This is a genomic window from Mesorhizobium sp. WSM4821 (assembly GCF_055901555.1).
Genome location: NZ_CM148371.1, coordinates 6,672,369 through 6,697,393 on the forward strand (window position 1 = coordinate 6,672,369; position 25,025 = coordinate 6,697,393).

The window sequence follows — 25,025 nt, forward strand, 5'->3', positions numbered from 1 at the left end:
ATCGCTGGTTGCGCGGCGACCCGTCGGCAGCCATGACGCAAACCTCCCGCATTACATTCTCATCGAATTGGGCATCGTCCCCTCTGCGCCGGCTTCAGCTCCGGCAGCATTGTTGCGCCAATGGCCTTGCGCAAAGACCGGCTTTTCCAACACAATCAAAAAAAGACGCCACAAGGGAACGACGATAACTTCCACCAGAGCTTGACAGGAGAACAGGCATGTCACTTCGGAGTATGATTTCGAGTTTATCAATGGGAGCCTTGGCGCTTGCCGCGGCAAGCGTACTGACGCCTTCGGCCCATGCGGCCGCGCCAGAATCCAACGACCCCATAAAGATCGCGCTGTTCGACTGGACCAGCGTCAATCTGAACGCAAAAATCCTCGGCGGCATTCTTGAAAAGCTCGGATACACGGTCGAGTACCCGACCGCCGATTATCTCTCGAGCCTGACCACAGGCCTCACCAATGGCGATCTCGCTGTCGCCATGGAGTTCTGGGACACGACCGCCGGCGAAGCCATGAAGGCCTCGGATGCGACCGGGCAGACCGAACGCCTCGGCGCGCTCGGGCCCAAGGCCAAGGAAGAGTGGTGGTATCCCGAATACATGAAGGAGAAATGCCCGGGCCTGCCGAACTGGGAGGCGTTGAAGGACCCGAAATGCGCCGAGGCCTTCTCGACTGCGGAAACAGCGCCGAACGGCCGCTATCTCGGTGGCCCAGTGACATGGGAAGGTTTTGACGACGAGCGTGCCGCGGCGTTGAAACTGCCCTTCACCGTCATCCATGCCGGCACCGACGCGGCGATGTTCGCCGAACTGGATTCGGCCTATCAGCGCAAGGCGCCGATCATGCTGTGGGTCTACTCGCCGCATTGGGCGCCGGCCAAGTACAAGGGCGAATGGGTCGAATTCCCCGACTATACGCCGGAGTGCTACAACGACCCGAAATGGGGTGTGAACCCCGATGAGAAGTATGACTGCGGCAAGCCGCATGGCGAGATCTGGAAGTATTCCTGGGCCGGCATGAAGGACAAGTGGCCGGTCGCCTACAAGGTGGCGAAAAACTACACGATCGATACCGATGAGCTCAACAAGATGAGCGGCGAGATCGATCTCGAAGGCAAGACGCCGGAAGACGTCGCGGCTGCCTGGATCACCGCCCACGAAGCCGACTGGAAAGCCTGGGCCGAGTGATCGTTCCGACTGGAAACAGCGAGACCCGGCCATTCATGGCCGGGTCTCTATCCAATATTCCAGAAGGACGACTGCATGGCCGATACGACTGAACAGGGGCAGCAAGCGGCAGGCACGCCAAAGGATGCCCGTCCGATAAAACTTGCCTGCCGCAACGTCTGGAAGCTGTTCGGGGCGAACGCGGCCAATTTCATCCGCCAGCGCGACGGCAAGGCCAGCATGGCGGACGTCGCTGCGGCCGGGCTGGTTGGCGCCGTGCGCGCCGTCGACCTCGAAATCCGCCAGGGCGAAATCTTCATCATCATGGGCCTGTCCGGCTCCGGCAAATCAACGCTGGTGCGCTGCATGTCGCGGCTGGTCGAGCCGACGCATGGCAAGGTCGAATTCGAGGGCAAGGATCTCCTCAAGATCTCCGATGCGGCGCTGATCGATCTGCGGCGCCACCGCATGGGCATGGTGTTCCAGAATTTTGCCCTGCTGCCGCATCTGAACGTGCTGGAGAACATCGCCTTTCCCCTAGGCATTCAGGGGCAGGACCGGCCGACGCGCGAAAAGCGGGCACGCGAGGTCATCGAGCTTGTCGGGTTGCGCGGCCGCGAGCATTTCTATCCGCGCGAGCTTTCCGGCGGCCAGCAGCAGCGCGTCGGCATCGCCCGCAGCCTCGCCACCAAACCGGAGATCTGGTTTCTCGACGAGCCGTTCTCGGCGCTCGATCCACTGATCCGCCGCGAAATGCAGGACGAGCTGATGCGGTTGCAGACCATGCTGCACAAGACCATCGTCTTCATCACCCATGATTTCGACGAGGCCATACGGCTGGCCGACCGCATCGCCATCATGAAGGACGGCGAGGTCATCCAGATCGGTACGCCGGAAGAGCTGGTGGTCAATCCGGCGACCGACTATGTCGCCGAATTCACCCGCGACGTCGACCGCGCCAAGGTGATCTCGGCGCGAAGCCTGATGCGCGCCTGCGACGCAACCGAGCATGGCGGCGTGGTCGCACCGGATGCCAAGATATCAAGTTTTTCGGCTGATATCGTCTCGGCCGGCAAGCCGTTCGCGGTGGTCAACGGCACCGGCAAGGCGATCGGCGAGGTCACGCCGCAAGCGGTGATCGATCTTCTGGCGGGCATCGAGCGCCATGGGACCAGCGCATGACGGTGACGGCAAGCACCAGCGCGGCGAGATCGCGGCCGGTTCAGATCTGGCTGGTGGTCTGGGCCTGCGCCCTTGCCGCCGTGCTTGCCGTGTTCCTGCTGCAGGACAACCTGCCCTGGGCTGTCAATTACCCGGCCGGCGCAATCGTTCCCGTCGCCGACTGGGTCAGCGCGCTGATGAACTGGGCGAAGCGAAACCTGTCCTGGCTGACGCGGTCGATCACCACGGTGCTCGGCGTGCCGCTCGACTTCGCGCTCAGCCTGCTGGCCAAGAATTTCAAGGTCGGCCATGGCGCGGACATGATCGTCTTGCCGCGCCTGTCCTGGGTCGGCGTCTGCATCGCCGCATTGCTGGCCGGACGCGCCGCCGGCGGCTGGAAGCTCGGCGCGCTGGTTGGCGGCTGTTTCCTCTACATCGCTTTGTTCGGCCAATGGACCAGCGCCATGCTGACGCTCGGGCTGATCTCCATCGCCGTGCCGTTCTGTATCATCACCGGCCTGTTCGTCGGCATCTGGGCGTGGCGCAAGCCATGGGCGGAGAGGCTGTTGATCTCCCCTGCCCTCGATCTGATGCAGACCATCCCGACCTTCGCCTATCTGATCCCGATGCTGCTTTTGTTCGGCAACAGCCCGGTGTCGGCGATGATGGCGACGGCCATTTTCGCGACGCCGCCAATGGTGCGCGCGACGATGCTGGGACTGTCGCGGGTGCCGTCCGAGATCGACGATTTCAGCGAGATGGCCGGCTGCACGGCGCGCCAGAAACTATGGCGCGTGCTTTTGCCGTCGGCGCGCCCGACGCTGATGGTCGGCGTCAACCAAGTGATCATGCTGGCGCTCAACATGGTCATCATCGCCTCGATGATCGGCGCCGGCGGCCTCGGCTACGACGTGCTTTTGGCGCTGCGCGCGCTGAAGGTCGGCGAGGCGATGGAAGCCGGCCTCGCCATCGTCGCGCTGGCGATCGCCCTCGACCGGCTGAGCCAGGCGATCGCGCGCAATCACGCGCAAGGCCATGTCTATCAGGAGGTGAGTCCGAGCTTCTGGCGCCGCTACCCCAATCTGACGCTGGCCATCGCCATCCTTGCAGCCACGACGCTCCTTGGCCTGTTCTTTCCGGCCTTGGCCGCGGTGCCGAAGGCGATGACCCTCACCACCGCGCCGCTGTGGAAGGCAGCGGTGAGCTGGATCACGATCAACTTTTTCGACACGATCGAAGCGTTCCGGGTGGCGCTGATCCTCAATGTGCTGAACCCGGTGCGCGCTTTCTGCGAGGGCTTTCCTTGGCTGGGCGCGGTGTTCCTGCTCGGCCTTGCCGGCTACCAGCTCGGCGGCCTGCGCCTGGCCGCACTGGTGGCGGCGCTGACCGTCTTCTGCGCGGTGACCGGGCTTTGGGAAAAGACCATGGCGACGGTCTATCTGTGCGGCATCTCGGCCTTCATCGCATGCCTGATAGGCATCCCGATCGGGCTGATGGCATCGCGCAGCGACCGTGTCGAGAAGATCGTCACGCCGGTGATCGACACCTTGCAGGTGCTGCCGTCATTCTGCTTCATCATTCCTGTGGTGATGCTGTTTCGGGTCGGCGACGTCACGGCGATGATCGCGACCGTCGCCTTCGCCGTGGTGCCGGCCATCCGCTACACCAATCACGGCCTCAGGCAGGTGCCGCCGGCGCTGATCGAGGCGGCAAAGGTGTCGGGCTGTACCAAGCGCCAGACGTTCCTGCGCGTGCAGCTGCCGCTGGCGCTGCCCGAGATCATGCTGGGCGTCAACCAGACGATCCTGATGGCGCTGGCGATGATCATCATCTGCGCCATGGTCGGCACGCGCGATCTCGGCCAGGAGGTGTTCATCGCGCTGTCCAAGGCCGATTCCGGCCGCGGTATCGTTGCCGGACTGGCCATCGCCTTCATCGGCATCATCGCCGACCGACTGTTCAACGCCTGGACGGCGAAAGCGCGGGCAAGGCTGGGATAGCCGGAGATGGAGGGGGGCGCGGCGAAATGTCAACGTCGCGCCAGCAGCGTCCTTGTGTGGCGCGAACGACTGGAACAGGTCAGAATCTCCGGTTCCTGGAGCTGCTGATGCTCGAAATAGCCGCTGGCTTGCCCCGGACGCTTGCCAAGCGGCCAGCCATGTCGACTGACCTTCTGCGAGACAGACGTCTCTGCCCGCCGCGTCACGTTTGTCCTGCCCGAAATGCGTCCCAAGCTGGCTTCATGCTGAAGCGCCCCATTGTGACTCTAGCTTTCTCCTCATCCTTTCCATCGCTGCAGCCGCTATAAGGCTGGTCGGGTTCCGGCGGCGCATCGTCACTCGTCGCAACTGGCTCAGGTGCTCTTGAGCGTGCCGTTCATCCCTTCCGGATGGAAGCCGCCCTTGCTCACTCCATCCTTGTCGGTGAGGTAGACGATCCGGAGCACCTCCCGCGGCGTTCTGGTGAACGCGATCGCATCGGGCGTCGACGGAACGATGTTGGCTTTGCTGTCCGCCTGAATACCTTGATCCTTATCGTCTGATCCGTCGATTTTGTCTCGGGCATCGGAGACAGCATTGGCGGCCTTCCAGGCTTCCTCTCCCTTCCGGTATAGCGTGGATCGCGCCATTCCCATGTGATAGGCCTCGACCGCCAGGATGCCTGCGGCGGCGGCGAGGAAGTCCTTGTTTTTCAGAACTGTCGCAGCACCGGCATAGGCGGTGACGCCGACATCCTCGAACAACATCCCGCCGAGAACGAAGTTCGTTTCGTTGCCGAATGGGTCGAAGTCCGCACCGAGACCAGCTGCCTCCGCAACCGCCTTGAACCCCGCATCGAAATCGATCACCGGCCGGTCGACGGCGTTGGCTCCAAGCGTCTTGCGGTAGAAGCGGACGTGCGCGAGTTCGTTTTCCGCGACTTCCTGCATGAATTCGCCGATGGCCGGCGTCTCGAACGAGACTTGCTTTCCACCGACGACCTCGCCGGGTTTCGAACCGACATCGGCTGCTTCGATGCCCGTTCCGGTGGTGCCGCGGAGGTAGTATTCAGCCTCCATGTATTCGAGGTTGAGCGCAAAGCGGAAAATGTCCTCGTCCGATATGTCCTGTGCCAATACCGGAGAAGGCCGTGCGATTCCGCCGATTGCCGCTCCGGCACCGAGTACGACGAGTCCCTGAAGCGACTGACGCCGGGATAGGTGAAGTGCGCCCTGCATGGCGGTCTCCTATGTTTTGTTGATTCAACTCCGCTGTCAGCACCGCGGCGCCGAAAGCATTTGCCTGACGATTAGATGCTGCGGGCCGCCAAAATATTCCCGCGTCCCCTACAAGAGCTCCGCGAAAGAAGCCGGCGTAATCTCGGCGTGGACGGCGTCTAGGTGCGTCGCTCAGTCGCCGCGTTCATCTGATGAGTATCTTTTCGAACCAAGCGGATCGCGAGCCGATCCAAGACTGATTGCGCGAGGCGGTCACAACGGGCGCCAGCGAAGAGAAACGTGTCCGTGAACACGGTGGCGAGCTCGTTCCGCAGCGCCTCGCGGAGCAGCCGGCGTGCGCGATAAAGGCGGGTGCTCACTGTCTGAGGTCGCAACGCCAAAAGAGAAGCCGTTTCCTCAATGCTCATTTCCTCGACATCGCGCATGACAAAGACGATGCGAAAGGGCTCTGGCAAGCCACCGACGGCTCGCTCCAGGAGGCTACGGATTTCAGCGAGAGCGGCCGCCTCTTCGGGATCAGGCTTGTGGACGCTGAACGGAGCGACCATACCTTCGATGGCTTTCACGTCGACGGTGGGCCGCCTTTTCCGGCGGCGTCCCAGCGCCTCATTCAGCGCGATCCGGGTGAGCCAGGTCGATAGCCGCGCCTCCGCGCGGAATTCGGCCAGATGGGTGAAGGCGTGGATATAGGTCTCCTGAAGGACGTCCTCCGCCTCGGTGTCGTCATTCAGGACGGCGCGGGCGACCCGGTGAAGCTGCTGATTGTGACGCTTGATGATTAACCAGAATGCGGCGGGGTCACGCTGTCGCGCGTGTTCAACCAGCCCCGCGTCGTCAAGGTCCTCGATCCTCACTGCCTCGGTGGATCCGGTCGGCTTCATCATAGGCGCTCCAGATGCATCAGCCTGCCGCTACGCGGGCGGGCGTGAGAAAGTTCACCTCAAGTTGCTCTTCGGAAACAGCACACGCCCGGGTCTCGCATTCATTCGCGCCAGCATTTCTTTGATCAAGCGTGTTTTGGTGCGCCCCGCTTCCTTCGGCGGCACGAGGTAACGCACGAGGGTCTCGAGCCAGGTGAGGACCCGGGACTAAACGAGGAGCCCCTGGACGCCTCCCCTAGTTGTGTCACTCGCGGGCGAGTCTCAGCACAAGCATGGCAAATTCGCGCGGCCGCCTTCGCCGCCCGACCCTGAACATGACGGGCGCAGGCACTCAGATCGGCTTCACTAAACTGATCGCCGATCTCGGCTGCCCGCGCCGCCGTGGCGAAGGCGGCGGCTGCGGCTCCGGATTCGATCTGCTGCTCCGCGGCTGGCAGCAGAAGACATCCTTCTTCGACGCAGGCTTTCCCTTCGCGCTGAAGCAGGCGACGGGCGCGGCCGAACCATCCGGTTGCCTGGTTTGCCTCGCCGCGAAAAGCCAAGCGGAGTCCAAGCCAGAATGCAGCTCTCGCAGCACGAACGCTGGCCCCCCGATCGATAAAGGCGTGATGGGCGCGCTCCAGAACACGAATGTAATCCTCGTCCCGGCCGACAAGGTAGGACGCCGTTGCCAGCCGTTCGAGGTCCACGACACCAAGCGAAGTCGCTTCGTCGGCAAGCGACAGGTGCCGGTAGGACTCATGCCAAGCCTTTCGACCGAAAGCCTCGCGACCAAGGGCGAGTTGATCCGACTCCTCCAAGAGGCTTCTTTTGTGCTGTCTTTGATCCGAGTCGGCCACCCGGTTTACCTCCCGAGAACGACAGAACTCTAATAGATATAGCGATCATTGGCTGCTATGGGACCTCGCAATATAGTATGCTCAAACGCCAATGACCGGAACTCACCGAAAGCGCTCAGAAGAGCGCTGTCAAAGTGGGAAATTTTCCGGACGACAGCCGTATTCGGTTGCTCTGATTGGGGGACGCTCGGCTGGACTGGTCGGCTAACTGAGTTCATCGAGCTAACTGAGTTCATCGAAAGGCCGAAACGAGGTGCCTGGGCGACAAGCGACCCACGGCAGCCAAGATGCGGCTTGGCCGTTACGCTGCCTTTGGGTCTGCGACGCGATAGCGACCATAGCCCACCTTCACGTGCAATCTCTCGTCGCACATGCGTGAGAGGTAGCAACGCGGAATTCCAATAGCGGTGAGTTCCACCGTGCGCACTTCGCCCCGCTCACGGGCCAGCGCGACAGCCCGTTCCCTCAGTGTTGGCTTATGCCCGTCAGCAAGAAGTATGGCTTCGGCGCGGCCAGGTCATTCTTGCGCATCCTCGGTACCGGAGGGGCATTCTGGCATTCTGGCGTACGGCAATCGCGAATTCATATTTCACCGTTTCATCGTACCCGGCGCGCCACCGGCTTTTCTACGGCGCGTAGGAGCCTTCGGAAACGCCCAAAGCTCTGCGAGGCAGCGAGGATCCAAGTAGCGGTGAACACTTTAATTTTTGGCGGTAACCAGGTTGGTGCTGAGCTCGAAGGCCAGTCCCGGTCCGTCGCTGTGAGACCGGACCACCAGCGCGCTGTCGCTCACGATCGCTTCGACAACGCGCTTACGCTCCTCGTCGTCTATCGTCTTGCCGGCAGCGCTCATGCCGACCAGCGCCATGGTGTTCAACTGCAGAAAAGGTTCGCCCTCCTCGAAGCGTATGGTGCGCGTGATCCTCTTCGACCGGACCTCACTAAAGCCGGCGTCGCGGAGCAGTGCCTCGATTGGGCCCGGCTCGCCAAAGCGATATCGCTGATCGGCAACCGGGCCAAGGTGTCGCTCCGCGACGCGACGGAGTTCTCGAAAGAAGGGGATTTCCTCATCGGAACGCCAGGTGGCAACCGCCAACCGGCCGCCCTGCGCCAGCGACCGCCGCATCTCTGACGCCGCAGCGGGCTTGTCGGGAAAGAACTGCAGCCCCTGCTGACAGACGACCACGTCGAACTGCTCTCCGTCACGGAGCGGCAGTGCGCCGGCATTGCCTTCGCGCCAGTCGATCTCCGGTACCGCTTTGCGCGCGACGGCAAGCATATCCGCACTGATGTCGATGCCGACGATGCATCCGGCGGCACCGAGCTGTTCCCTTGCAACGCGCGCAACGATTCCTGTGCCGCAGGCGATGTCGAGGACACGATGGCCTGGAGACAGGTTTACCACTTCGAAGGTGACTTCGGCCCAGGGCCGGAAGAGAGGACCCACGAGCCAGCGCTCGTACATCTCCGGAAAACTTGGCTGACCCATTGCGTAGCTGGGCAAGGTCGCTTTGGCTTCCATGGTCTTCTTCAATCTCAAATCGGCGCACGCAGCGGCTTGCGGGTGGTGAGGCCTGCGTAGGCGATGTGGCCAAAGAACGTTCCTGCTTCCACCCGGCGACGCGCTTCCGACTTCAATGCGGCCGCCGTCGCTTCACCGATCGTGCCTGACGAATTCAGAATATCGGCGCCTCGATCTATTACCGACAGCATATAGGCGCCGCCGCCGGTTTCCACATAGCCGTGGCTTCGGAAGTCCGCCCCTTCGAATCCGCTGGCGCGTATGAGCGATGGAAGTCGGCGCATCAGCCAGCGGTCGTTCACCGAGTTGGCCATCATGGCAGCGACGCAGGTCTGCAGCGGATCGTGATCGCCGAGCGCGACGGTCGTGGTCGCATAGTCGCCGTCAAACACCGCGAGCGAGCCGCCCGGCCGCAGCACACGGTGAGCCTCGGCGAGCGCTCGCTCTGGTCCCGGCACGTGGGAGAGAGTGGAATCGAAGATGACAACGTCGAACGTGTCATCGCCGAATGAGAGAGATCGTCCATCGGCTTCCTGGAAGGTCACGTTGGCAAGGTTGGAAGCCAATCTCTGCGCCTCCCGGATCAGCGATGCCGCCGGGTCTATGCCCACGACAGCTTTGACGTCGGGCCAGCCTGCAAGTACCCGAGTCAGCACGCCCGTTCCGCAGCCCACCTCCAGGACATGCGCCCCTGTGGGAAACTCAATGCTGGAAAGAAAGACGCGCCGCATGGCCTGTTGCTGCGGGTCGGCGCCTCGTGTCTCGAGGACGCCGGCAAGGCGCTCCTGCACTGAAGACTCAAGCTCGGCGACAGTGGCCCAGACGTCAGGCATCAGATCACCCTAACTAAATGCAAACCCCTTTGTGCCACGAGGGGGCGACCTACCCTCCGTGGTCCCAGGCAAGCATACCAACACCGCGCGCCCGCGAAAAATGCTATTGTCTCATCGGCTTGATGCCTGATGCGCATCAGAGGAATAGTCCATGGAGATGCATGAGGTCCGATACTTTCTTGCCGCGTGCGAGACCTTGAACTTCCACAAGGCCGCGGCGCGGTGCCATGTCACGCAATTGGCGCTCACAGGGGCGATCCAGAAACTGGAAGCGGAGCTTGCGTCGCATCTGTTCCGCCGGGAGCGTAATCATGTCCAGCTCACGGATTTTGGGCGTCTGATGCGACCGCATCTGGAAGCGGTCCTCGACCGCACCACAAACGCACAGCAGGTCGCGCGAAGCTTCCTCAAGCAGGAAGCCGCACCTCTGACTCTCGGTGTGATGTGCACGATCGGTCCACTCCGCTTTGTCGGGTTCCTGAACGAGTTTCGAGAGCATCATCCGGGAATCGAAGTGAGCGTCGTCGAGAGCGTTCCTTCCCGACTCAGCGAACTTCTCCTCGATGGTTCGCTCGATATCGGTCTCTTGGCGCAACCTGGCCCGTTCGATGCACGCCTAAATGCAGAGCCGATCTACCGGGAGCGGTTTGGGCTGGCCTTTCCACCCGCCACCGGTTCGAGCGGCGCACGCCTGCCCAGTCGATTTCATCGACGGATCGGCCGAGGAGATCTCGCTCGACGCCCACTCCGTCGATACCGTTGTTACAACCTGGACGCTTTGCTCGATCCAAGGCGCTGGACAGGCGCTGCGCGAGATGCGGCAGATACTCAGACAGGGCGGGCAGCTCCTCTTTATCGAGCACGGCCTATCGCCGGAGGAACCCGTTCAACGCTGGCAGCACCGACTGACGCCGATCTGGAAGCACATCGCCGGCGGCTGCCATCTCAATCGCCCGATCGGCAGGCTTGTTGAGACTGCCGGCTTTAGCATCTCGCGGCTCGAAACGGGCTATGCAAAAGGGCCTCGACCTATGGTGTACATGTATGAAGGCCGCGCCGTGCCGGAGAAGCCAAAGCGGCAACCGTAGCCGCAGGCGTTCCGTGTGTGGTCGGATTCTCTGCTAAGGGCAGAACTTCTTCATTTGACGTCTGCTAAGACCTGCCCGTCTTCCCGTTGCGGGAGGACAATCGGATCCCTCTGCGCTCTTTCCCTTCCCCATCCGGTCCTTGCAACATTCGCCGAAACTCGTCGCGCTTTTCATGGATCGAAGCAATTGCAATACCCGCCGGAACACCGATGTTGACCAGGAGAGCTTCCGATAACTGAAGGCTTGCCTCGGTCGTTTCGGGCACGGCGTCGGTGACGCCGATGCTGTAGAGCTTGGAGGCGTGTTCCGGGTCGCGCGCACGCGCGACGATGACCAGGTCTGGCCGTTCGGCGCGAGCGACGGCAACCACCGCCTCGACCGCGGTTGCGTTGTCCATGGTCACGACCAGGGCACGGGCAGAAGCGATCCCGCACCTGCGGAGCAATTCCACCTGGGTCGCATCGCCGTAATAGATCATTGCACCCCGGCTTCGTTCACGAGCGACGAGGGCTGCGTTGTTGTCTACCGTCAGATAAGTCGCCGCATGCCGGGTCAGCATCTGGCCAACAAGATCGCCCACGCGCCCGTATCCGGCGATGATTACCCTCTCGGTATTGTCCGGCACATCTGGAGCCAAGGCCGCAAGGCTCGCCTCTTCGCTTGCGCCTCTTGAGGACAGGCGTTCCGATATGCGTACCATGAGAGGGATCGCGAACATTGAAAGCGTGGTCGCGATCATTGCCGTCGCACCAGCCGACGCAGGCACGATTCCGGCAGCCATCGCGGTTCCGATTACTACAAGGGTAAATTCGCCGGCCGGGCTTAGGATGAGAGCGACCTCCCGTGCCAAATGCCGCGGAAGACCGAAGCTCAGCGCAATCGGCAAAAGCACCAGAGACTTGATCGCAATGAACGCACAAGCGGTCCCGAGCGCTGGAAACGGGTTATCGAGCAACTGAGTAAGGTCGAGTCTGGCTCCGACAGCCACGAAGAACAGCCCAAGCAGCAGGCTCTGGAAGGGCTGGATCGCTACTTCAACCTGGCGGCGATATTCCGTTTCGGCAAGGAGGAGCCCGGCAACGAACGCGCCGAGAGACATCGACAAACCACTAGCGACGGCGATCAGCCCCGTGCCGATTACGATCAGTAGACACGCGGCCAGGAAGAGCTCGTTGCTGCTTGTCGCGGCGACGAGTTTGAAGAATGGCCTTAAGACGAGGCGCCCAAGAACAATCAGTGCACCGAGGGAGGCAATTGCCGGAATGATGGCGTAAAGCGCTCCCAAGCCAACGGCGCCGTTACGCACATCAAGCAGAGCGACGGAGATTAGAAGCGGTGCGACCGCAAGATCCTGAAATAGAAGCACTGCAAATGAGGTGCGCCCCACAGCCGAGCTGAGTCGCTTGCGTTCCGCGAGCGACGGCAAAACCAAAGCGGTGGAAGAGAGGGCCAGTGAGGCGCCAAGAATAATTGAGGATACCGCCGTCTGGCCGAGCACAAATGCTATCAGACCAAGCACGATCGACGACAGCACAACCTGCGCAAGGCCCAGTCCAAATACGAGATTGCGCATTCGCGCCAGACGCTCCCACGACAGCTCCAGCCCCATCATGAAGAGGAGAAACGCTACGCCAAGTTCAGCGGGCCCAGCTATCTGTTCGGCATCGGCGATTGAAATCGCTGAAAGCCATGGTACCTCATGCGCAAGGGCCCCAAGCCCGAACGGCCCGAGAACTACCCCCGCAGTCAGGAACCCGAGCACCGGGCTTATTCTCAGGCGCATGAAAAGCGGCACGATCACACCGGCCGTCACAAGAAACAGCAGCAGATTCTTGTATGCGACGAAACTCTCGGCGTCTGTCATGAACCCTGCCCAAGAAGCCGCGAATGCGACCTGAGCCGGAAGTATCGCCTGACGCGGGCGTGAGGCAAGAGCTGCCGACCGGTACTGCTGGCCCCCGCCAGAGCACAAGTCCGCCTCTTCTGCGCCAGCGCACCTAATTCTACTCCTGTTCGCGTCGGCATCTTGTGCGTTCAAGAGCCATTCGTATCGTGCCATCAAGCCGCTTTGGGAACGGCCGCACGATAGCGGCCGTACCCACCTCACGACGATAGCGGCCGTACCCACCTCACGAGTAACCCTTCCTCGCATATGCAGGCGAGGTAGCAACGAGGAACGCCGATGTCGGTCAGGTGCTTTGTCCGGACTTAGCTCTTCTCAAGAGCGAGCCGGACGGCGCGTTCTCTCAATGTCGGCTTCGGACCACCGGCTATCGGATGCGCTCGGCACGCTCGCGGTCGCGCTTCCAAATCCTGATTTTGGGCCGTGGCGTAGTTTCGAGGGGAATCGGCAGCACATAGTTCGCGGTTTCGTTCAGCCCGGGGAGCCACCGTCCTTCCTACGCTAGGGCGCGATATCGCGCGCCAGCGTGCTAAATTTCAGGATGCGCGATCTGCTTCGCTCCGCTGCATAGGCCGGCAGGGACGCCTGCTCAAGTGCCTTCAATCACGGTCGGCAATGGCTACAGGCAGAAGCCGAAATCGAAAGAGAGGAAACTCTGCCTCAACCCCGCGAGATTGCCAGCACCGACGTTTTGACGGTCGAGGCATTGACGATGCGCACAGGCATAACCGCACAGGCCCAAGACCTCATTGACAGGCTTGGCAATGACCGCGCGGCAATGCGGGCGAGGGCAGCAACGAGGAACGGTCAGGTCTTTTGTCCGGACTTCGTCCTTCTCAAGAGCAAGCGAAATGGCTAGTTCCTCAACGTCGGGCTCGGACCCCCCGCAAGCCGGATCCGCTCGGCACGATCGCGATCACGCTTCCGAATGCTAATCTTGGGCTGTGGCTTCGATCTGTTCGGCCACGCTGATCGGCACCGCTGGATTGTCTTCCTTGCGCGGCAACGAGCTGGTGATCGCAACGGCGATGATACAGGGTTCAGACATGGCGATGCACTATCAGTCGACCTGGTCCGTGAGCCAGCGGATCGCAAGCGGATACCCCTTGGCACCAAGCCCCGCGATCACGCCGGTTGCGACCTTTGACACCAACGACCGGTGATAGATCTCCTCGCGGCGATGGATATTCGAGATATGCAGTTCAACGATCGGGCCCGGAAACATTTTGAGCGCGTCAAGCACCGGGATCGAAATAAAGCTTAAACCCGCGGGATTGATCAGAATGCCCGCGCCTTCGTCGATCGCCTCATGGACCCAGTTGACGATTTCGCCCTCAATGTTTGACTGGTGAAAACGGATCGGACGGTCGCCAGCGGCTTCACGGCACATCCCCTCGATTTCTGCGAGTGTCGTCCTCCCATAGATGTCCGGCTCGCGCATGCCGAGCCGGTTGAGATTTGGGCCGTTGAGAACGAAGATTGGCTTGGTCATGGTCCTATCCTTGATAGCCCAGCAGGCGCGGCAGCCACAGCACCAGCGATGGGAAGAAGGTGATCAGCATCAGGGCGGCAAGCATGGCGTAGAGAAACGGCATTACGTCGTGCACCAGGTCGCGCAGCGGCACCCCTGCAATGCGCGTCATGATGAACAGCAGCAGCCCGTAGGGCGGGGTGACGAGCCCGAGCATAATGTTGACGACGACCATGACGCCGAAATGCACCATGTCGACGCCGAGCACCTTCGCCGTCGGAATCAGCACCGGCACGATCACCAGCAGGATTGTCGTGCCCTCCAACACGCAGCCCAGTATCAGCAGCAGGATGTTGACGAGGATCAGGAAACTCATCGGCGAAAGATCCCAGGACTGCAGGATCACCGACAGGGACTGCGGAATGTTCTCAACAGTAACAACGTAGTTGAACACCAGGGCGCCGGCGATGAGCATGCCGATCGAGGCCGTGGTGCGGGCGCTGTTGAGGAGCGCATGGTAGAGCTGACCCAGCGTCACGCTGCGATAGATCGCGATCGAGATGAGCAGCGCATAGCCGGCGGCGACCGCCGCAGCCTCGGTCGGGGTCATCACGCCGCCCCTTATGCCAACGAGCAGAACGACCGGCAGCATCAGCGCCGGAAATGCGCGCAAGGTGATCCCCGGCAATTCCCTGAGCGGCACCGGCTTCTCGACCGGAAAGTTCTTCCGGCGCGCGTCGATGGCGACGATGATCATCTGCGTCAGGGCGAGAAGAAGGCCCGGCACGATACCCGCAATGAAGAGATAGCCGATGGATGCATCCGAGATTAGCGCATAGATGACCAGCGGAATTGACGGAGGAATGATCGGGCCAATGACGGAGGTGACGGCTGTCAGCGCAGCGGCATAGCTCGCCGGGTACTTGCCATCCTTCGTCATGAGTTGCTGCATCATCTTGCCGGTGCCGGCGGCGTCGGCGATGGCCGAGCCGGACATGCCGGCGAAGATGATCGACTGCAGCACGTTGACTTGCGCCAGGCCGCCGCGGAAACGGCCGACGACAGCGTTGCAGAATTGCAGCAGCCGGTCGGTCATTGTTCCGGCGTTCATTAACTCCGCGGCGAGAATGAACATCGGTACGGCAAGCAGAATGTAGCTCGTGTAGAGCCCGTTGAGGAGCTGCTCGGCGGACGTGCCCATGTCGAGCCCTGCAAGCCAGAGATAGAGGATCGACCCGGCGATCATCGAGTGACCGATCGGCAGGCCAAGCAAGGCCAGCGCTGTGATCGCAACGACTGATAGCGAAAAGGGACTCGCGAGATTCATACGCCGGAGCTCGCTTTCGTAGGGTCAAATTCCGCCGGTGCTTCGCCGCGGAGAGCACGCCACGCGAGCCACAGGTAGCGGGCGATCACGGCGACCACGAAAACGAGATAGATCGAGAAAAGCCAGTCGAAGCGTATCTTGAGGTAGGCGGTGCTCTCGACCTTCATGAAGGTCACGTAGTCGAAGACGGCCGGAAAGGACCGGCCGTAGAGCGCGACGAGAGCGATAGCGAAGGCGAGCGTCATTACTCGCCTTATGTCCTGGCCGACTGCGGCGTAGAGGAGATCAAAACGGATTTCCTCTTCTTCACGAACGACGAACGCTGCGCCGAACAACACAACCCAGATCCAGAGCACGACGGTGAGCTCGTTGCTCCAGCCCGTCGGCCAGTTGAGAAGGTAGCGAAAAGCAACCTGCAGCAGAAACGCGGCGAACATGGCGCCGATTGCGATGGCGATGGCGTTCTCGGCGCGCCGATAGAGCCAGCCGCTGACCTTTCTCAATCCCGGGTTCATTATGCCTCCCTGGCGGGCGTCTGGCTAAACCAGTGGGCCGGCCGGTCACAAGCGAACCGGCCGGCGAGTTGTCGCGTTCAAAGCGCGTTGATCTTGTCGAGCATCCCGGCCGGCCATTCCTTGGCCAGCTCGGAGGCAAGATATTGCTCCTGCACATGCTTGCGGAATGCTGCGACATCGGGCTCGTAGATCTTCAAGCCCTTGCCCTTCAATGTTTCAACGAGTTCTTCCTCGCGCGTCAGGTGTTTCTCGGTCGAGAAGTCGATCGCCTTGTCCGCCGCGGCCTGGACCTTTGCCTGCTTCTCGGCTCCCATCTCGTCCCACACCTTCTTCGAGATGCTGAGAAGGTCGAAACCGACGAGGTGCGAGGTGAGTACGATCTGCGACATGACCTCGTAGAACTTCATGTTCTCCACGTTGGGCAGAGGGTTGTCCTGCCCGTCGATCGCGCCTGTCTGCAAGCCGGTATAGACCTCGGCGTAGGCCATTGGCGTAGGATTTGCGCCGAGCGCCTGGCCGAGGAATTGCCAGGCGTCGCCACCCGGCATACGCAGCTTGATGCCGGCCAAGTCGGTGGGAGTCTTAATTTCCTTATCGGGCTTCAGACCGACCTGACGCATGCCGAAATAGGTGGGGCCGAGCACTCTCACGCCGAGCTGGTCCTCGGTCATCTTCTTCAGCTCCGCACCGACATCGCTGGCAAAGAACGCCTTGAGGTGCACGGCGTCACGGAACAGGTAGCCGGCGGTGACGATCGACCAGGCCGGAATCTGCTTGGAAATGTCCTGCGGCGCGATGTTGCCCATTTCGAGGTTGCCGCGCTGGATGGCGACAAGTTCGGTGCCCTGCTTGAACAGGTTGCCGCCGTAATAACCCTCGAAGGCAAATTCGTCCTTGATGGCGTCGGCGAACATTTTCATCATCTCGGCCCGGATGTCCTGTTCCGAGAACACAGCCGAGAAACGCAGCTTCGGTTTGTCCTGCGCGAACGCGGGAACGGCGGTCCCGGCGGCGAGTACGCCAGCGGCGGCCATAAACATGCGTCGGTTCATTTCAGCTTTCATGTCGATTTCCTCCCAGTGGTCTTCATGCAATTATAGGCGTCATCGCCTTCATGCGGCGGCCTCGAAGTGATCTGCCATAGCGCGGCGGTCGGCCTTGCGCCCGGTGAAGAGTTCGAACGCGCGGACGGCCTGATAGATCGCCATGCCAATGCCCGGCAGCGTTCTGCAGCCGATCGCACGGGCCGCGACCAACAACTCTGTTTCGGTCGGAAAATAGATTATGTCGGCGACCCATTTTTCGGCTGTCAAAAGAGCCGTGTCGAACGGTGTTCCGGGGTACTTCGCCATGCCCACCGGGGTCGTGTTGACGATGCCGTTTGCCATGCGCACGGCTGCGGCCGGATCCGGCCATGTCTCGACGCGACCGCCAGACAAGGCGCCCATGCGCAACGCAAGATCCAAGGCTCGACCGGGTTGGCTGTCGACGACGAACAGCCGGCCAACGCCCATTTCCATCAGCGCGTTTGCGACTGCGGCGCCGGCTCCGCCGGCGCCGAACATCACGACACTGCTCATCGATGCGCCGGCCATCGCTTCGCGAAAACTCTCCGCGAAACCCCAGCCATCGGTGTTGTGCCCTTCCTTGCGTCCGCCAGCAAACACGACCGTATTCACCGCGCCTATCGCGCGCGCTTCCGGCGACAACACATCTAGAACGGGAATGACAGCCTGTTTAAACGGATGAGTGACGTTGAGGCCCTGAAAGCCCGCAATTTGCGCCGCCGCGATCAAGTCGCCGATCGCCGCGTCCAGCAATCCGAGCCTGTCGAAATCGAGCAAAAGGTACGAATAGCCAATGCCAAGGCGCCGGGCTTCACGCTCGTGCATGCCGGGAGTGCGCGAGGACTGAATGCCGCGTCCGACAAGGCCAATCACGACCTTTTCGCTGTCGCTGCTGGCGGCGCCCTTATGCTCGTCCGCAAGACGGCAAAGGAGGTCGACAAGGCTGTCGCCCATCTCCTTAGATTCCTCCCTGTGCGGGCCGCCTCCTAGCCCACGTGCGGCAATTCTTGGATGGCCCTTGTGTTCACTCCAAGCACGCCGGTAAATGAGCCATCGTGATTTGCGAATGATGTACTAACTGGTTAGTTTAGTCAATTGCCGGCTGACGCCGGGGCGGGAACTCGACTGCATGGCCGTTATCAAGAAGGAACGAAAGCCGAAGCCGGACACGAGCACGACGCGTATCCAGGATCCTGAGGGCACGCGCCGCAACATCCTGGAGATCGCCTCCAAGGAATTTGCCCTGAACGGCTTGTCGGGCGCCCGCATAGACGAGATTGCGGCGCGTACACGCTTCAGCAAGCGCATGATCTACTACTACTTCGGCGACAAAGAGGGCCTTTACCTGCGCGCGCTCGAGAACGCGTATCGCCATGTGCGCGAGGGCGAAGCCCAACTTGATATCGAGGGCCTGCCCCCCGTGGCGGCACTGACACGCCTAGTGGAGTTCACGTTCGACCACCATCACCGACACGAGGAATTCATCCGCATGGTGATGATCGAGAACATCCATCATGGCCAATACCTCGAACAGTCGGATGCGATCCGCGACCTGAACGTAACTGCGATCGACCATATCTCTCGCATCTATTCACGCGGTGTCGAAGAAGGGGTCTTCCGGCCGGGGCTCGACGCGGTCGAACTGCATTGGCAGGTAAGCGCACTATGCTTCTTCAATGTTTCCAATCGCGCCACCTTTTCGATGATCTTCGGACGCGACTTCGGCGCGCCGGCACAACTTGAGCGGCTCAAACGCAACAGCGTAGAGATGCTGTTGCGTTTTGTCGCGAAGGACGGAGCTCCCTCAGAACGTTGAGCGTGCCGAAACTTGCGGCGCTGCCGCCGTTGCCTTAATTATGTACGAACTGGTTCGTTCATAACGGCCAGGGAGGAGAGGCGCTTTGAAGACTTCGATCGCGACGGTGTCGCTTGCCGGTGACCTGGCGGAGAAATTCGCGGCAATTTCCGCCGCGGGCTTCGACGGTGTTGAAATATTCGAGAACGATTTCCTCGCCTTTGATGGCTCACCGCGCGACGTCGGCCGTATGGCTGGTGACACAGGTCTGACCATAACGCTCTTCCAGCCGTTCAGGGACTTCGAGGGGTTGCCGGAGCCCCAGCGCAACCGCGCCTTTGATCGTGCCGAGCGCAAGTTCGACGTCATGCAGGAACTCGGCACCGACCTGATGCTGGTATGCTCGTCGGTGTCGCCGGTCTCGCTTGGCGGGATTGACCGGGCGGCCATGGACTTTCACGAGCTTGGCGAGCGCGCCGCCAAGCGCGGTCTGCGCGTCGGCTACGAGGCATTGGCCTGGGGGCGTCACGTCAACGATCATCGCGACGCGTGGGAAATCGTGCGCAGGACCGAGCATCCGAACATCGGGCTGGTTCTCGATTCTTTCCACACGCTAGCCCGCAGGATTGAACTCGGCTCCATCCGTTCGATACCCGCGGACAAGATCTTCATTGTTCAACTCGCCGACGCGCCGCTGATCGAAATGGACTTGCTCTATTGGAGCCGGCACTTCCGCAACATGCCAGGCGAGGGCGATCTGCCGGTGCGACAATTCATGCAGGCGGTCGCGGCAACCGGTTATGACGGCTATCTCTCGCTCGAGATTTTCAACGACCAGTTCCGTGGCGGGTCGGCAAAGGCGATCTCCGTCGACGGACGGCGTTCACTCGTGTGGTTGATGGATCAGGTGCGGCGTGAAGAACCGGCACTTGACATCGCTATCCCGCCAATGCCCGACCGCATCGGGGTCGGAGGAGTCGAGTTCATCGAGTTCGCGGCCGATCGCCAGGACGCCGGACAGCTTGGATCGCTGTTGTGCATGCTCGGCTTTGTCAAGGCCGGTCGGCACGTCTCGAAGGACGTCACGCTCTACCGCCAGGGCGAGATCAATATTGTCATCAATACCGAGCGGCAGGGCTTCGCCCATTCTTCCTTTGTTGTCCATGGCACGTCGGCATACGCGATGGGCCTGAAGGTCGAGGACGCCGCCGCCACGGTGGCGCGCGCCGAGGCGCTCGGCGCCGAGATCTTTCACCAGCCGGTCGGGCCGGGCGAGTTGCCGATCCCGGCGATCCGTGGCGTCGGCGGTGGACTGATCTACTTCCTCGATGCCAAGACCGACCTGGCGAAGGTCTGGGACATAGAGTTCACGCCGATTATGCCGAAAAGTTCCGGCAATGGCGTCGGCCTCACCCGCATCGATCATGTCGGGCAGACCATGGCACAGGAGGAGATGCCGAGCTGGCTGCTCTTCTATGTCTCGATCTTCAGGACGACCAAGACCCCCATGGTCGACATCGTCGATCCGGCCGGCCTCGTGCGCAGCCAGGTGATCGAAGGTCTGGACAAGCGCTTCCGCCTCACACTGAACGGCGCCGAGAGTCACCGCACGCTGGCTGGCCATTTCATCGCCGAAACCTTTGGTTCCGGCGTCCAGCATCTGGCACTCGCGACGGATGACATCTTTGCGACGGCGGCGAAGCTGCAGGCCAACGGCTTCGAACCGCTTCAGATATCGATGAACTACTACGACGACGTAGAAGCGCGCTTCGGTTTGGATCCGGAGGTAGCCGATCGCTTACGCTCAGCCAACATCCTTTATGACCGCGACGACAACGGCGAATTCTTCCAGCTCTATGCGCCGACATTCGGAGAGGGGTTCATTATCGAGTTCGTTGAACGGCGCGGCGCTTATGCAGGATATGGTGCGCTGAACGCACCATTCCGCATCGCCGCGCAAAAACGGCTGATGCGGCCCAAAGGAATGCCAAAGACATGACCGGTATGAGCTTTGCTCGCATTCATGGCGCGACGATCCACTACCGGCATCGTCCCGCAGTTGGCAGGCCGACGTCGTCTTCGCGAACTCGCTCGGCACCGATATGCGCATCTGGAATGAGGTTGAGCGAAAGCTCGCCGACGACTATAGGTTCGTTGCGTTTGACAAGCGCTATGTCTTGCCCGAAATGCGTCCCAAGCTGGGTTCATGCTGAAGCGCCCCATTTTGACTCTAGCCTTTCTCCTCAACCTTTCCGTGGCTGCTCTTGGTGCGGACGGCTTGGAGGAGCGGCTAGAAAAGCTCTTCGATGAGGCCGAGCAGCTGACGCCGCTGCACACAATTGTCGTCGCGCATGAGGGCTCGGTGGTGGCGGAGCGTGGCTATCGCGGCCACTCTCCGGCACGCCCTGCCAACATAAAATCCGCCTCCAAGTCGATCATATCCGCGCTCGTCGGCATCGCCATCGACAAGGGCGTGCTCCAAGGCACTGACCAGAAGATCGCTCCGCTTCTTCAAGTCGACCTGCCCGCAGACGCGGATCCGCGGCTCCAGGAGGTTACGATCGGCCACCTGCTTTCCATGCAGGCAGGGCTGGGTCGGACCTCCGGCCCAAACTACGGCCGCTGGGTGGCAAGCGACAATTGGGTGCGGGCAGCGCTCGCCATGCCCTTTGACGACGAACCGGGCGGTGCCATGCTCTATTCCACCGGCTCGACCCATCTCCTTTCGGCGATACTGACGCGCCGGACCGGCCGCTCAACGCTGGACCTGGCGCGGGAATGGCTGGGGCCGCAGGAGGGTTTTTCCGTCGCCGCCTGGGACCGCGACCGACAGGGCATATATATCGGCGGCAATCAGATGGCCATGAGCCCGCGCTCGCTGCTCGCTTTTGGCGAGCTCTACCGCAGCGGCGGGATGAGCCGCGGCGGACAGCAGCTCGTGCCGGCCAATTGGATCAAGCTCTCCTGGCAGCCACGCACCGCCTCCCGTTTCACCGGTGACGGCTACGGCTATGGCTGGTTCCTGCGTCAGATCGCGGGCGAAGCGGTCTTCTACGGCTGGGGGTATGGCGGGCAGATGGTCTATGTCGTGCCGGGGCGTGCGTTGACTGTGGTCATGACATCCGATGAAAACGGCCCCGCCGGCCGCAGCGGCCACCGCGACGAACTCCATGCGCTGCTCGAGCGGATCATAGAGGCGATGGAAAGCATGCGCGACGACGCGCTGGCTGACTAGAGCGAGTCAGCGGCCGGACCGCTGCCAGCCGGCGTGTTTTCCGCACAAGCCGTACTGCTTCTCGTAAAGCGGTCGCAGCAGCGACTGAATGTCGGGATCGGACACGGGCCTGCCTGCGGTTCTTGGCGATTCCTCGATCCGTCCATCGAGGGCTCGGCGCACTTCGTGCGGAAAGATGCCGTTCCGATACATCGCGCTCTCCTGGGAATGATTTCAAGGTGGAGGATTTGATTACAGTTGCAGCAACAGACCAGGCGTGGCGATCCGCTGCCGTGCCGGAATGGCTCACCTGATGAGGGCATTTTCGTCGGCAACCACAGGGCAAGCTGCGGGAAGATGATCAGCAGAATTGTTGTGTAATAGCCGAACAAGATCGCGCCGATCAGGACCAGGAAATCATGGCCGAGGTGCGAATCGCCGATGCATTTCAGCGCCTCCAACACGTCACGCGCCGGCTACCCGCCGAAAATACCGGACAGGTCCTTACCCAGTTCGCGTGCTGGAGCATCGGACCTAGAAGTGGGTACCGGCTTGGGGAAAACCGATGCTCGAACAAGAAGATTGAGCGGCGGTACGCTTCGACTTGAAAGTCCGCCGCTTCTCATTCGATAACGGCGCAGGCCTGACGTTTTCCGGCATCGCCGGCGGGTTGGCTCTTGTAGTCGTCCTGTCCGCCGTGGATCATCAACGCCTTGCCTCGTATCGCGGTTTCTCCATCATCCAGCTTGACCATGCTGTTGAAAGCCTGGGCACGCAAAACACCGTCGGCGCCGACCCGCTGATTTGGCATATCGCCTGCATGCGGGCCCTTCGCGGCGAGATATCCATGTTCGGCATCCGTCGGATTGAAGTGCCCACCTGCCGAGTCATGGCCGGTCTGATGATCGCACTTTCCAGTTTCATGAACATGGAACGCGACCCATTCGCCCGCTGGCAGTCCCGTGACCTCCAACGCTATCAGCACACCCTGCGCCGTCTCGGTCAGCGTCGCCGTTCCGTTCTTTTCGCCAGCCATGTTGACGAATTCGGCTTTCGCGGTCGCGCTGTCCTGAGCCGCTGCAGGCATCGCGACTGCCAGCGCCAAACCTGTCATTGCAAGCATTTTCCTCATCGACCTGGCCTCCGGTTGTCCAAGGAAGCCAAACAACAACGGGATCGCTTCGTTCCATTTGGGAACCGAGTTTATCTCCGGCCCGTTCCACGGATTGTAAGCGTCCGGTCTGTGCGCGTTGTTTCTGTAGTGCAAAATAGCAGCATGTCGTGTTGCTTCGTAGCTGGAGGATCTCCGGTGAATTCGAGACATTTCGAGAACACCGCGCGACGCCACCAGCAACAACCGGGCGGCCAAGACTGGTGACCAGCGGTCCTCCTTGTCGCTTGACCCGTATTGATCCTGCTCAATCCGTTCTTCAGCTGAATCGACTACAAAGCTGCGCGGGATTTGCCGAAGGACAGGGTCATGATCGATCACATGGGCATCAGTGCATGCGACTTCGAATCCTCCCGCCGTTTTTATGATGCCGCACTCACACCGCTCGGCGTCGCGACGATGATGGAAGTGACCCCCGAAGAAAGCGGCGGCTATCACGGCATAGGCTATGGGAAGAATGGTAAGCCTTTCTTCTGGCTGTCCAACGTCGTCCATCATGGTGCGACGGACGGCGCGCGCGGGACGGGCATCCACATCGCCTTTGCGGCCGAAAACCGGGCCGCCGTTGACGCCTATTACGCCGCCGCGATGGCGCATGGCGGACGTGACAACGGCCCGCCGGGCATCAGAGCACATTATCATCCAACCTATTACGCGGCGTTCGTGATCGATCCGGATGGCTTCAACGTCGAGGCGGTCTGCCACTTGCCAGAATAAGCGGGCGCTTGCGCCAAAGGATTGGCCCTCTCTGCCCGGTGCAGCAAAACCCTCAAACCCAGCAGCGTCTACACCAATTCGAAGAGTTCGGCGGTTTGCCAGCCTGCCAGCAGTATGATGAGAGCACCAACCAGCCTGAGAAGCGTCTTTTCCGCGATTGACTTCACGACCAATCCGGCAATCGGCGCTGCGATCACGCCTCCAAGGATCAAGCCGGCAACCGGGAACAGGTTTTCTGTCAGCTCTCCTGCGTCCTCCCAATGGCCCGTCAGCAACGCGAACAGGAAGGTCAGGGATACCGCGAGCGTGATGAGGAACTCGCTGGCATTTACCGTGCCGATGACGTAGCGCGGCGTCCCGCCAAAACCGAGAAGGCCCGTCGTCACCATGGGTCCCCATCCGCCACCCCCTGCGGCATCGAGAAATCCACCACCAAGTCCAAGCGGAGCTACCGCGCCTGCAGGGACCGGCTTGCTTGGGATCCGCCGGAACGAGCGGAACAGGAGCCAGGCTCCGACGAGCGCAAGGTAGGTGGTCACATACGGCCTCATGATGGCACCTTCAAACGACGTCAGCACAAAAGCGCCGAGAACGCCGCCGAGCACGCCAAACGGCATCAGCCGCCAGAAAAGTTTCCAGTCGATATTGCGGTGGTAGATGTGAGCCGAACCGGAGGCCGCGGTGGTAAACAGTTCAGCCGCGTGAACTGAAGCCGAAGCGTGTGCGGGAGACACGCCAAACCCCAGCAGCGTTGTCGAGCAAACCACGCCGTAGGCCATTCCGAGAGCCCCGTCCACGACTTGGGCTACAAACCCCACGACCGCAAAGAGAATGAAGTCTTGCATTCGGCTCTCCAACGAAAATGCCGGCCAACAAGATGCGGATCGTTTGGCGAAAGGGCGACCCGCTGCACGCAACGTATGCAATTCTGTCTTGATGCTTCAACAATTCACCAAACGCCCGTCACCAACAATGGTGGCGACGGCCGGAAAGCTGTCCGCTCGACCGACGCCTTTCCCCAAATCTTCAAGGCCATATGGTATCGTCAATTGCCGACCTTGCCACCACTTCTCCAGAGCTGGCCGACTTCCGCCCCGAGTCAACCGTTGCGGTGTCTGTCGTTTAACCAGCG

The 25,025-nt window shown here is 61.2% G+C and carries 21 protein-coding genes and 4 pseudogenes; 10 read left to right on the forward strand and 15 right to left on the reverse strand.

Translation table 11 applies throughout. The annotated features are described in order from the left end of the window. Positions 1-218: 218 nt before the first annotated feature. From AC0NID_RS32620 to AC0NID_RS32630, 3 genes are all read left to right on the forward strand, one after another. Positions 219-1,193, forward strand: coding sequence for an ABC transporter substrate-binding protein (locus AC0NID_RS32620; RefSeq protein WP_473454322.1), 975 nt, complete (start codon positions 219-221; stop codon positions 1,191-1,193). 75 nt (positions 1,194-1,268) lie between these two features. Then, the gene (locus AC0NID_RS32625; protein ID WP_473454323.1) at positions 1,269-2,354 is read left to right on the forward strand and encodes a quaternary amine ABC transporter ATP-binding protein; all 1,086 of its coding nucleotides are present in this window, start codon (positions 1,269-1,271) and stop codon (positions 2,352-2,354) included. After that, a complete protein-coding gene (locus AC0NID_RS32630) occupies positions 2,351-4,333 on the forward strand; it encodes an ABC transporter permease (RefSeq protein ID WP_473454324.1) in 1,983 nt (660 codons plus the stop codon). The genes AC0NID_RS32625 and AC0NID_RS32630 overlap by 4 nt, the downstream gene beginning before the upstream one ends. 353 nt (positions 4,334-4,686) lie before the next feature. On the opposite strand, the gene AC0NID_RS32635 is transcribed toward AC0NID_RS32630, so the two are convergent. The 3 genes and pseudogenes from AC0NID_RS32635 to AC0NID_RS32645 all read right to left on the reverse strand — a co-directional run. Further along, positions 4,687-5,550, reverse strand: coding sequence for a ferritin-like domain-containing protein (locus tag AC0NID_RS32635; RefSeq protein ID WP_473454325.1), 864 nt, complete (start codon positions 5,548-5,550; stop codon positions 4,687-4,689). A 158-nt stretch (positions 5,551-5,708) separates the two neighbouring features. After that, positions 5,709-6,434, reverse strand: coding sequence for an RNA polymerase sigma factor (locus AC0NID_RS32640; RefSeq protein ID WP_473454326.1), 726 nt, complete (start codon positions 6,432-6,434; stop codon positions 5,709-5,711). Between the two features lie 51 nt (positions 6,435-6,485). Beyond that, positions 6,486-6,626: pseudogene (locus AC0NID_RS32645) on the reverse strand (mechanosensitive ion channel family protein); the annotation flags it as partial. 77 nt (positions 6,627-6,703) lie between these two features. Between AC0NID_RS32645 and AC0NID_RS32650 the strand changes: the two are divergent. Further along, positions 6,704-7,303 (forward strand): hypothetical protein, encoded by a 600-nt coding sequence (locus AC0NID_RS32650; protein ID WP_473454327.1) that lies wholly within the window; start codon positions 6,704-6,706, stop codon positions 7,301-7,303. Between the two features lie 667 nt (positions 7,304-7,970). Here AC0NID_RS32650 and AC0NID_RS32655 read toward each other — a convergent pair. Both AC0NID_RS32655 and AC0NID_RS32660 read right to left on the reverse strand, forming a co-directional pair. Continuing rightward, entirely contained in the window at positions 7,971-8,792 is an 822-nt protein-coding gene (locus tag AC0NID_RS32655) for a class I SAM-dependent methyltransferase (RefSeq protein WP_473454328.1), read from the reverse strand. Positions 8,793-8,806: 14 nt separating this feature from the next. Beyond that, the gene (locus AC0NID_RS32660; protein WP_473454329.1) at positions 8,807-9,583 is read right to left on the reverse strand and encodes a methyltransferase domain-containing protein; all 777 of its coding nucleotides are present in this window, start codon (positions 9,581-9,583) and stop codon (positions 8,807-8,809) included. 199 nt (positions 9,584-9,782) lie between these two features. Here AC0NID_RS32660 and AC0NID_RS32665 point away from each other — a divergent pair. Together AC0NID_RS32665 and AC0NID_RS32670 are read left to right on the forward strand one after the other, a co-directional pair. Further along, a pseudogene (locus AC0NID_RS32665) lies at positions 9,783-10,238 on the forward strand (LysR family transcriptional regulator); the annotation flags it as partial. Positions 10,239-10,263: 25 nt separating this feature from the next. Continuing rightward, positions 10,264-10,713: pseudogene (locus AC0NID_RS32670) on the forward strand (class I SAM-dependent methyltransferase); the annotation flags it as partial. A gap of 64 nt (positions 10,714-10,777) precedes the next feature. Here the strand turns inward: AC0NID_RS32670 and AC0NID_RS32675 are convergent. The 7 genes and pseudogenes from AC0NID_RS32675 to AC0NID_RS32705 all read right to left on the reverse strand — a co-directional run bounded on the left by AC0NID_RS32675 (position 10,778) and on the right by AC0NID_RS32705 (position 17,869). Next, positions 10,778-12,577 (reverse strand): cation:proton antiporter domain-containing protein, encoded by a 1,800-nt coding sequence (locus AC0NID_RS32675; RefSeq protein WP_473454330.1) that lies wholly within the window; start codon positions 12,575-12,577, stop codon positions 10,778-10,780. Between the two features lie 982 nt (positions 12,578-13,559). After that, positions 13,560-13,664: pseudogene (locus tag AC0NID_RS32680) on the reverse strand (3-keto-5-aminohexanoate cleavage protein); the annotation flags it as partial. A gap of 12 nt (positions 13,665-13,676) precedes the next feature. Beyond that, positions 13,677-14,108 carry a type II 3-dehydroquinate dehydratase gene (locus tag AC0NID_RS32685; protein ID WP_473454331.1) on the reverse strand — a complete coding sequence of 144 codons (432 nt, stop codon included), beginning with the start codon at positions 14,106-14,108 and terminating at the stop codon, positions 13,677-13,679. A 4-nt stretch (positions 14,109-14,112) separates the two neighbouring features. Then, entirely contained in the window at positions 14,113-15,414 is a 1,302-nt protein-coding gene (locus tag AC0NID_RS32690; protein WP_473454332.1) for a TRAP transporter large permease, read from the reverse strand. Continuing rightward, positions 15,411-15,929 (reverse strand): TRAP transporter small permease, encoded by a 519-nt coding sequence (locus tag AC0NID_RS32695; RefSeq protein WP_473454333.1) that lies wholly within the window; start codon positions 15,927-15,929, stop codon positions 15,411-15,413. Before AC0NID_RS32695 ends, AC0NID_RS32690 begins: the two co-directional genes overlap by 4 nt. Before the next feature lie 77 nt (positions 15,930-16,006). Continuing rightward, positions 16,007-16,993 (reverse strand): TRAP transporter substrate-binding protein DctP, encoded by a 987-nt coding sequence (gene dctP, locus AC0NID_RS32700; protein ID WP_473454334.1) that lies wholly within the window; start codon positions 16,991-16,993, stop codon positions 16,007-16,009. 48 nt (positions 16,994-17,041) lie between these two features. Further along, positions 17,042-17,869, reverse strand: a complete 828-nt coding sequence (locus AC0NID_RS32705; protein ID WP_474033487.1) for a shikimate dehydrogenase — start codon at positions 17,867-17,869, stop codon at positions 17,042-17,044. Positions 17,870-18,125: 256 nt separating this feature from the next. Here AC0NID_RS32705 and AC0NID_RS32710 point away from each other — a divergent pair, with 256 nt between their 5' ends. The 3 genes from AC0NID_RS32710 to AC0NID_RS32720 all read left to right on the forward strand — a co-directional run bounded on the left by AC0NID_RS32710 (position 18,126) and on the right by AC0NID_RS32720 (position 22,026). Next, complete coding sequence (locus AC0NID_RS32710) at positions 18,126-18,812, forward strand: TetR/AcrR family transcriptional regulator (RefSeq protein ID WP_473454336.1); 687 nt, start codon at positions 18,126-18,128, stop codon at positions 18,810-18,812. An 85-nt stretch (positions 18,813-18,897) separates the two neighbouring features. Next, the gene (locus AC0NID_RS32715) at positions 18,898-20,790 is read left to right on the forward strand and encodes a bifunctional sugar phosphate isomerase/epimerase/4-hydroxyphenylpyruvate dioxygenase family protein (protein ID WP_473454337.1); all 1,893 of its coding nucleotides are present in this window, start codon (positions 18,898-18,900) and stop codon (positions 20,788-20,790) included. A 207-nt stretch (positions 20,791-20,997) separates the two neighbouring features. Then, positions 20,998-22,026, forward strand: coding sequence for a serine hydrolase domain-containing protein (locus AC0NID_RS32720; protein WP_473454338.1), 1,029 nt, complete (start codon positions 20,998-21,000; stop codon positions 22,024-22,026). Between the two features lie 6 nt (positions 22,027-22,032). On the opposite strand, the gene AC0NID_RS32725 is transcribed toward AC0NID_RS32720, so the two are convergent. Next, complete coding sequence (locus tag AC0NID_RS32725) at positions 22,033-22,218, reverse strand: hypothetical protein (protein ID WP_473454339.1); 186 nt, start codon at positions 22,216-22,218, stop codon at positions 22,033-22,035. Positions 22,219-22,627: 409 nt separating this feature from the next. Next, entirely contained in the window at positions 22,628-23,137 is a 510-nt protein-coding gene (locus AC0NID_RS32730; RefSeq protein WP_473454408.1) for a superoxide dismutase family protein, read from the reverse strand. 348 nt (positions 23,138-23,485) lie between these two features. Here AC0NID_RS32730 and AC0NID_RS32735 point away from each other — a divergent pair, with 348 nt between their 5' ends. After that, positions 23,486-23,893: a VOC family protein gene (locus AC0NID_RS32735; RefSeq protein WP_473454340.1), complete on the forward strand. Its 408-nt coding sequence runs from the start codon at positions 23,486-23,488 to the stop codon at positions 23,891-23,893. 68 nt (positions 23,894-23,961) lie between these two features. Here the strand turns inward: AC0NID_RS32735 and AC0NID_RS32740 are convergent, their stop codons facing one another. Further along, positions 23,962-24,738 carry a sulfite exporter TauE/SafE family protein gene (locus AC0NID_RS32740; RefSeq protein WP_473454341.1) on the reverse strand — a complete coding sequence of 259 codons (777 nt, stop codon included), beginning with the start codon at positions 24,736-24,738 and terminating at the stop codon, positions 23,962-23,964. Positions 24,739-25,025: the final 287 nt, after the last annotated feature.

What these genes read in the sequence shown, in the direction of transcription:
- AC0NID_RS32620 (WP_473454322.1), top strand. Translation starts at nt 219, where the DNA reads ATGTCACTTCGGAGTATGATTTCGAGTTTATCAATGGGAGCCTTGGCG.
- AC0NID_RS32625 (WP_473454323.1), top strand. Translation starts at nt 1,269, where the DNA reads ATGGCCGATACGACTGAACAGGGGCAGCAAGCGGCAGGCACGCCAAAG.
- AC0NID_RS32630 (WP_473454324.1), top strand. Translation starts at nt 2,351, where the DNA reads ATGACGGTGACGGCAAGCACCAGCGCGGCGAGATCGCGGCCGGTTCAG.
- AC0NID_RS32635 (WP_473454325.1), bottom strand. Translation starts at nt 5,550, where the DNA reads ATGCAGGGCGCACTTCACCTATCCCGGCGTCAGTCGCTTCAGGGACTC.
- AC0NID_RS32640 (WP_473454326.1), bottom strand. Translation starts at nt 6,434, where the DNA reads ATGATGAAGCCGACCGGATCCACCGAGGCAGTGAGGATCGAGGACCTT.
- AC0NID_RS32650 (WP_473454327.1), top strand. Translation starts at nt 6,704, where the DNA reads ATGGCAAATTCGCGCGGCCGCCTTCGCCGCCCGACCCTGAACATGACG.
- AC0NID_RS32655 (WP_473454328.1), bottom strand. Translation starts at nt 8,792, where the DNA reads ATGGAAGCCAAAGCGACCTTGCCCAGCTACGCAATGGGTCAGCCAAGT.
- AC0NID_RS32675 (WP_473454330.1), bottom strand. Translation starts at nt 12,577, where the DNA reads ATGACAGACGCCGAGAGTTTCGTCGCATACAAGAATCTGCTGCTGTTT.
- AC0NID_RS32685 (WP_473454331.1), bottom strand. Translation starts at nt 14,108, where the DNA reads ATGACCAAGCCAATCTTCGTTCTCAACGGCCCAAATCTCAACCGGCTC.
- AC0NID_RS32690 (WP_473454332.1), bottom strand. Translation starts at nt 15,414, where the DNA reads ATGAATCTCGCGAGTCCCTTTTCGCTATCAGTCGTTGCGATCACAGCG.
- AC0NID_RS32695 (WP_473454333.1), bottom strand. Translation starts at nt 15,929, where the DNA reads ATGAACCCGGGATTGAGAAAGGTCAGCGGCTGGCTCTATCGGCGCGCC.
- dctP (WP_473454334.1), bottom strand. Translation starts at nt 16,993, where the DNA reads ATGAAAGCTGAAATGAACCGACGCATGTTTATGGCCGCCGCTGGCGTA.
- AC0NID_RS32710 (WP_473454336.1), top strand. Translation starts at nt 18,126, where the DNA reads ATGGCCGTTATCAAGAAGGAACGAAAGCCGAAGCCGGACACGAGCACG.
- AC0NID_RS32720 (WP_473454338.1), top strand. Translation starts at nt 20,998, where the DNA reads ATGCTGAAGCGCCCCATTTTGACTCTAGCCTTTCTCCTCAACCTTTCC.
- AC0NID_RS32725 (WP_473454339.1), bottom strand. Translation starts at nt 22,218, where the DNA reads ATGTATCGGAACGGCATCTTTCCGCACGAAGTGCGCCGAGCCCTCGAT.
- AC0NID_RS32730 (WP_473454408.1), bottom strand. Translation starts at nt 23,137, where the DNA reads ATGAGGAAAATGCTTGCAATGACAGGTTTGGCGCTGGCAGTCGCGATG.
- AC0NID_RS32735 (WP_473454340.1), top strand. Translation starts at nt 23,486, where the DNA reads ATGATCGATCACATGGGCATCAGTGCATGCGACTTCGAATCCTCCCGC.
- AC0NID_RS32740 (WP_473454341.1), bottom strand. Translation starts at nt 24,738, where the DNA reads ATGCAAGACTTCATTCTCTTTGCGGTCGTGGGGTTTGTAGCCCAAGTC.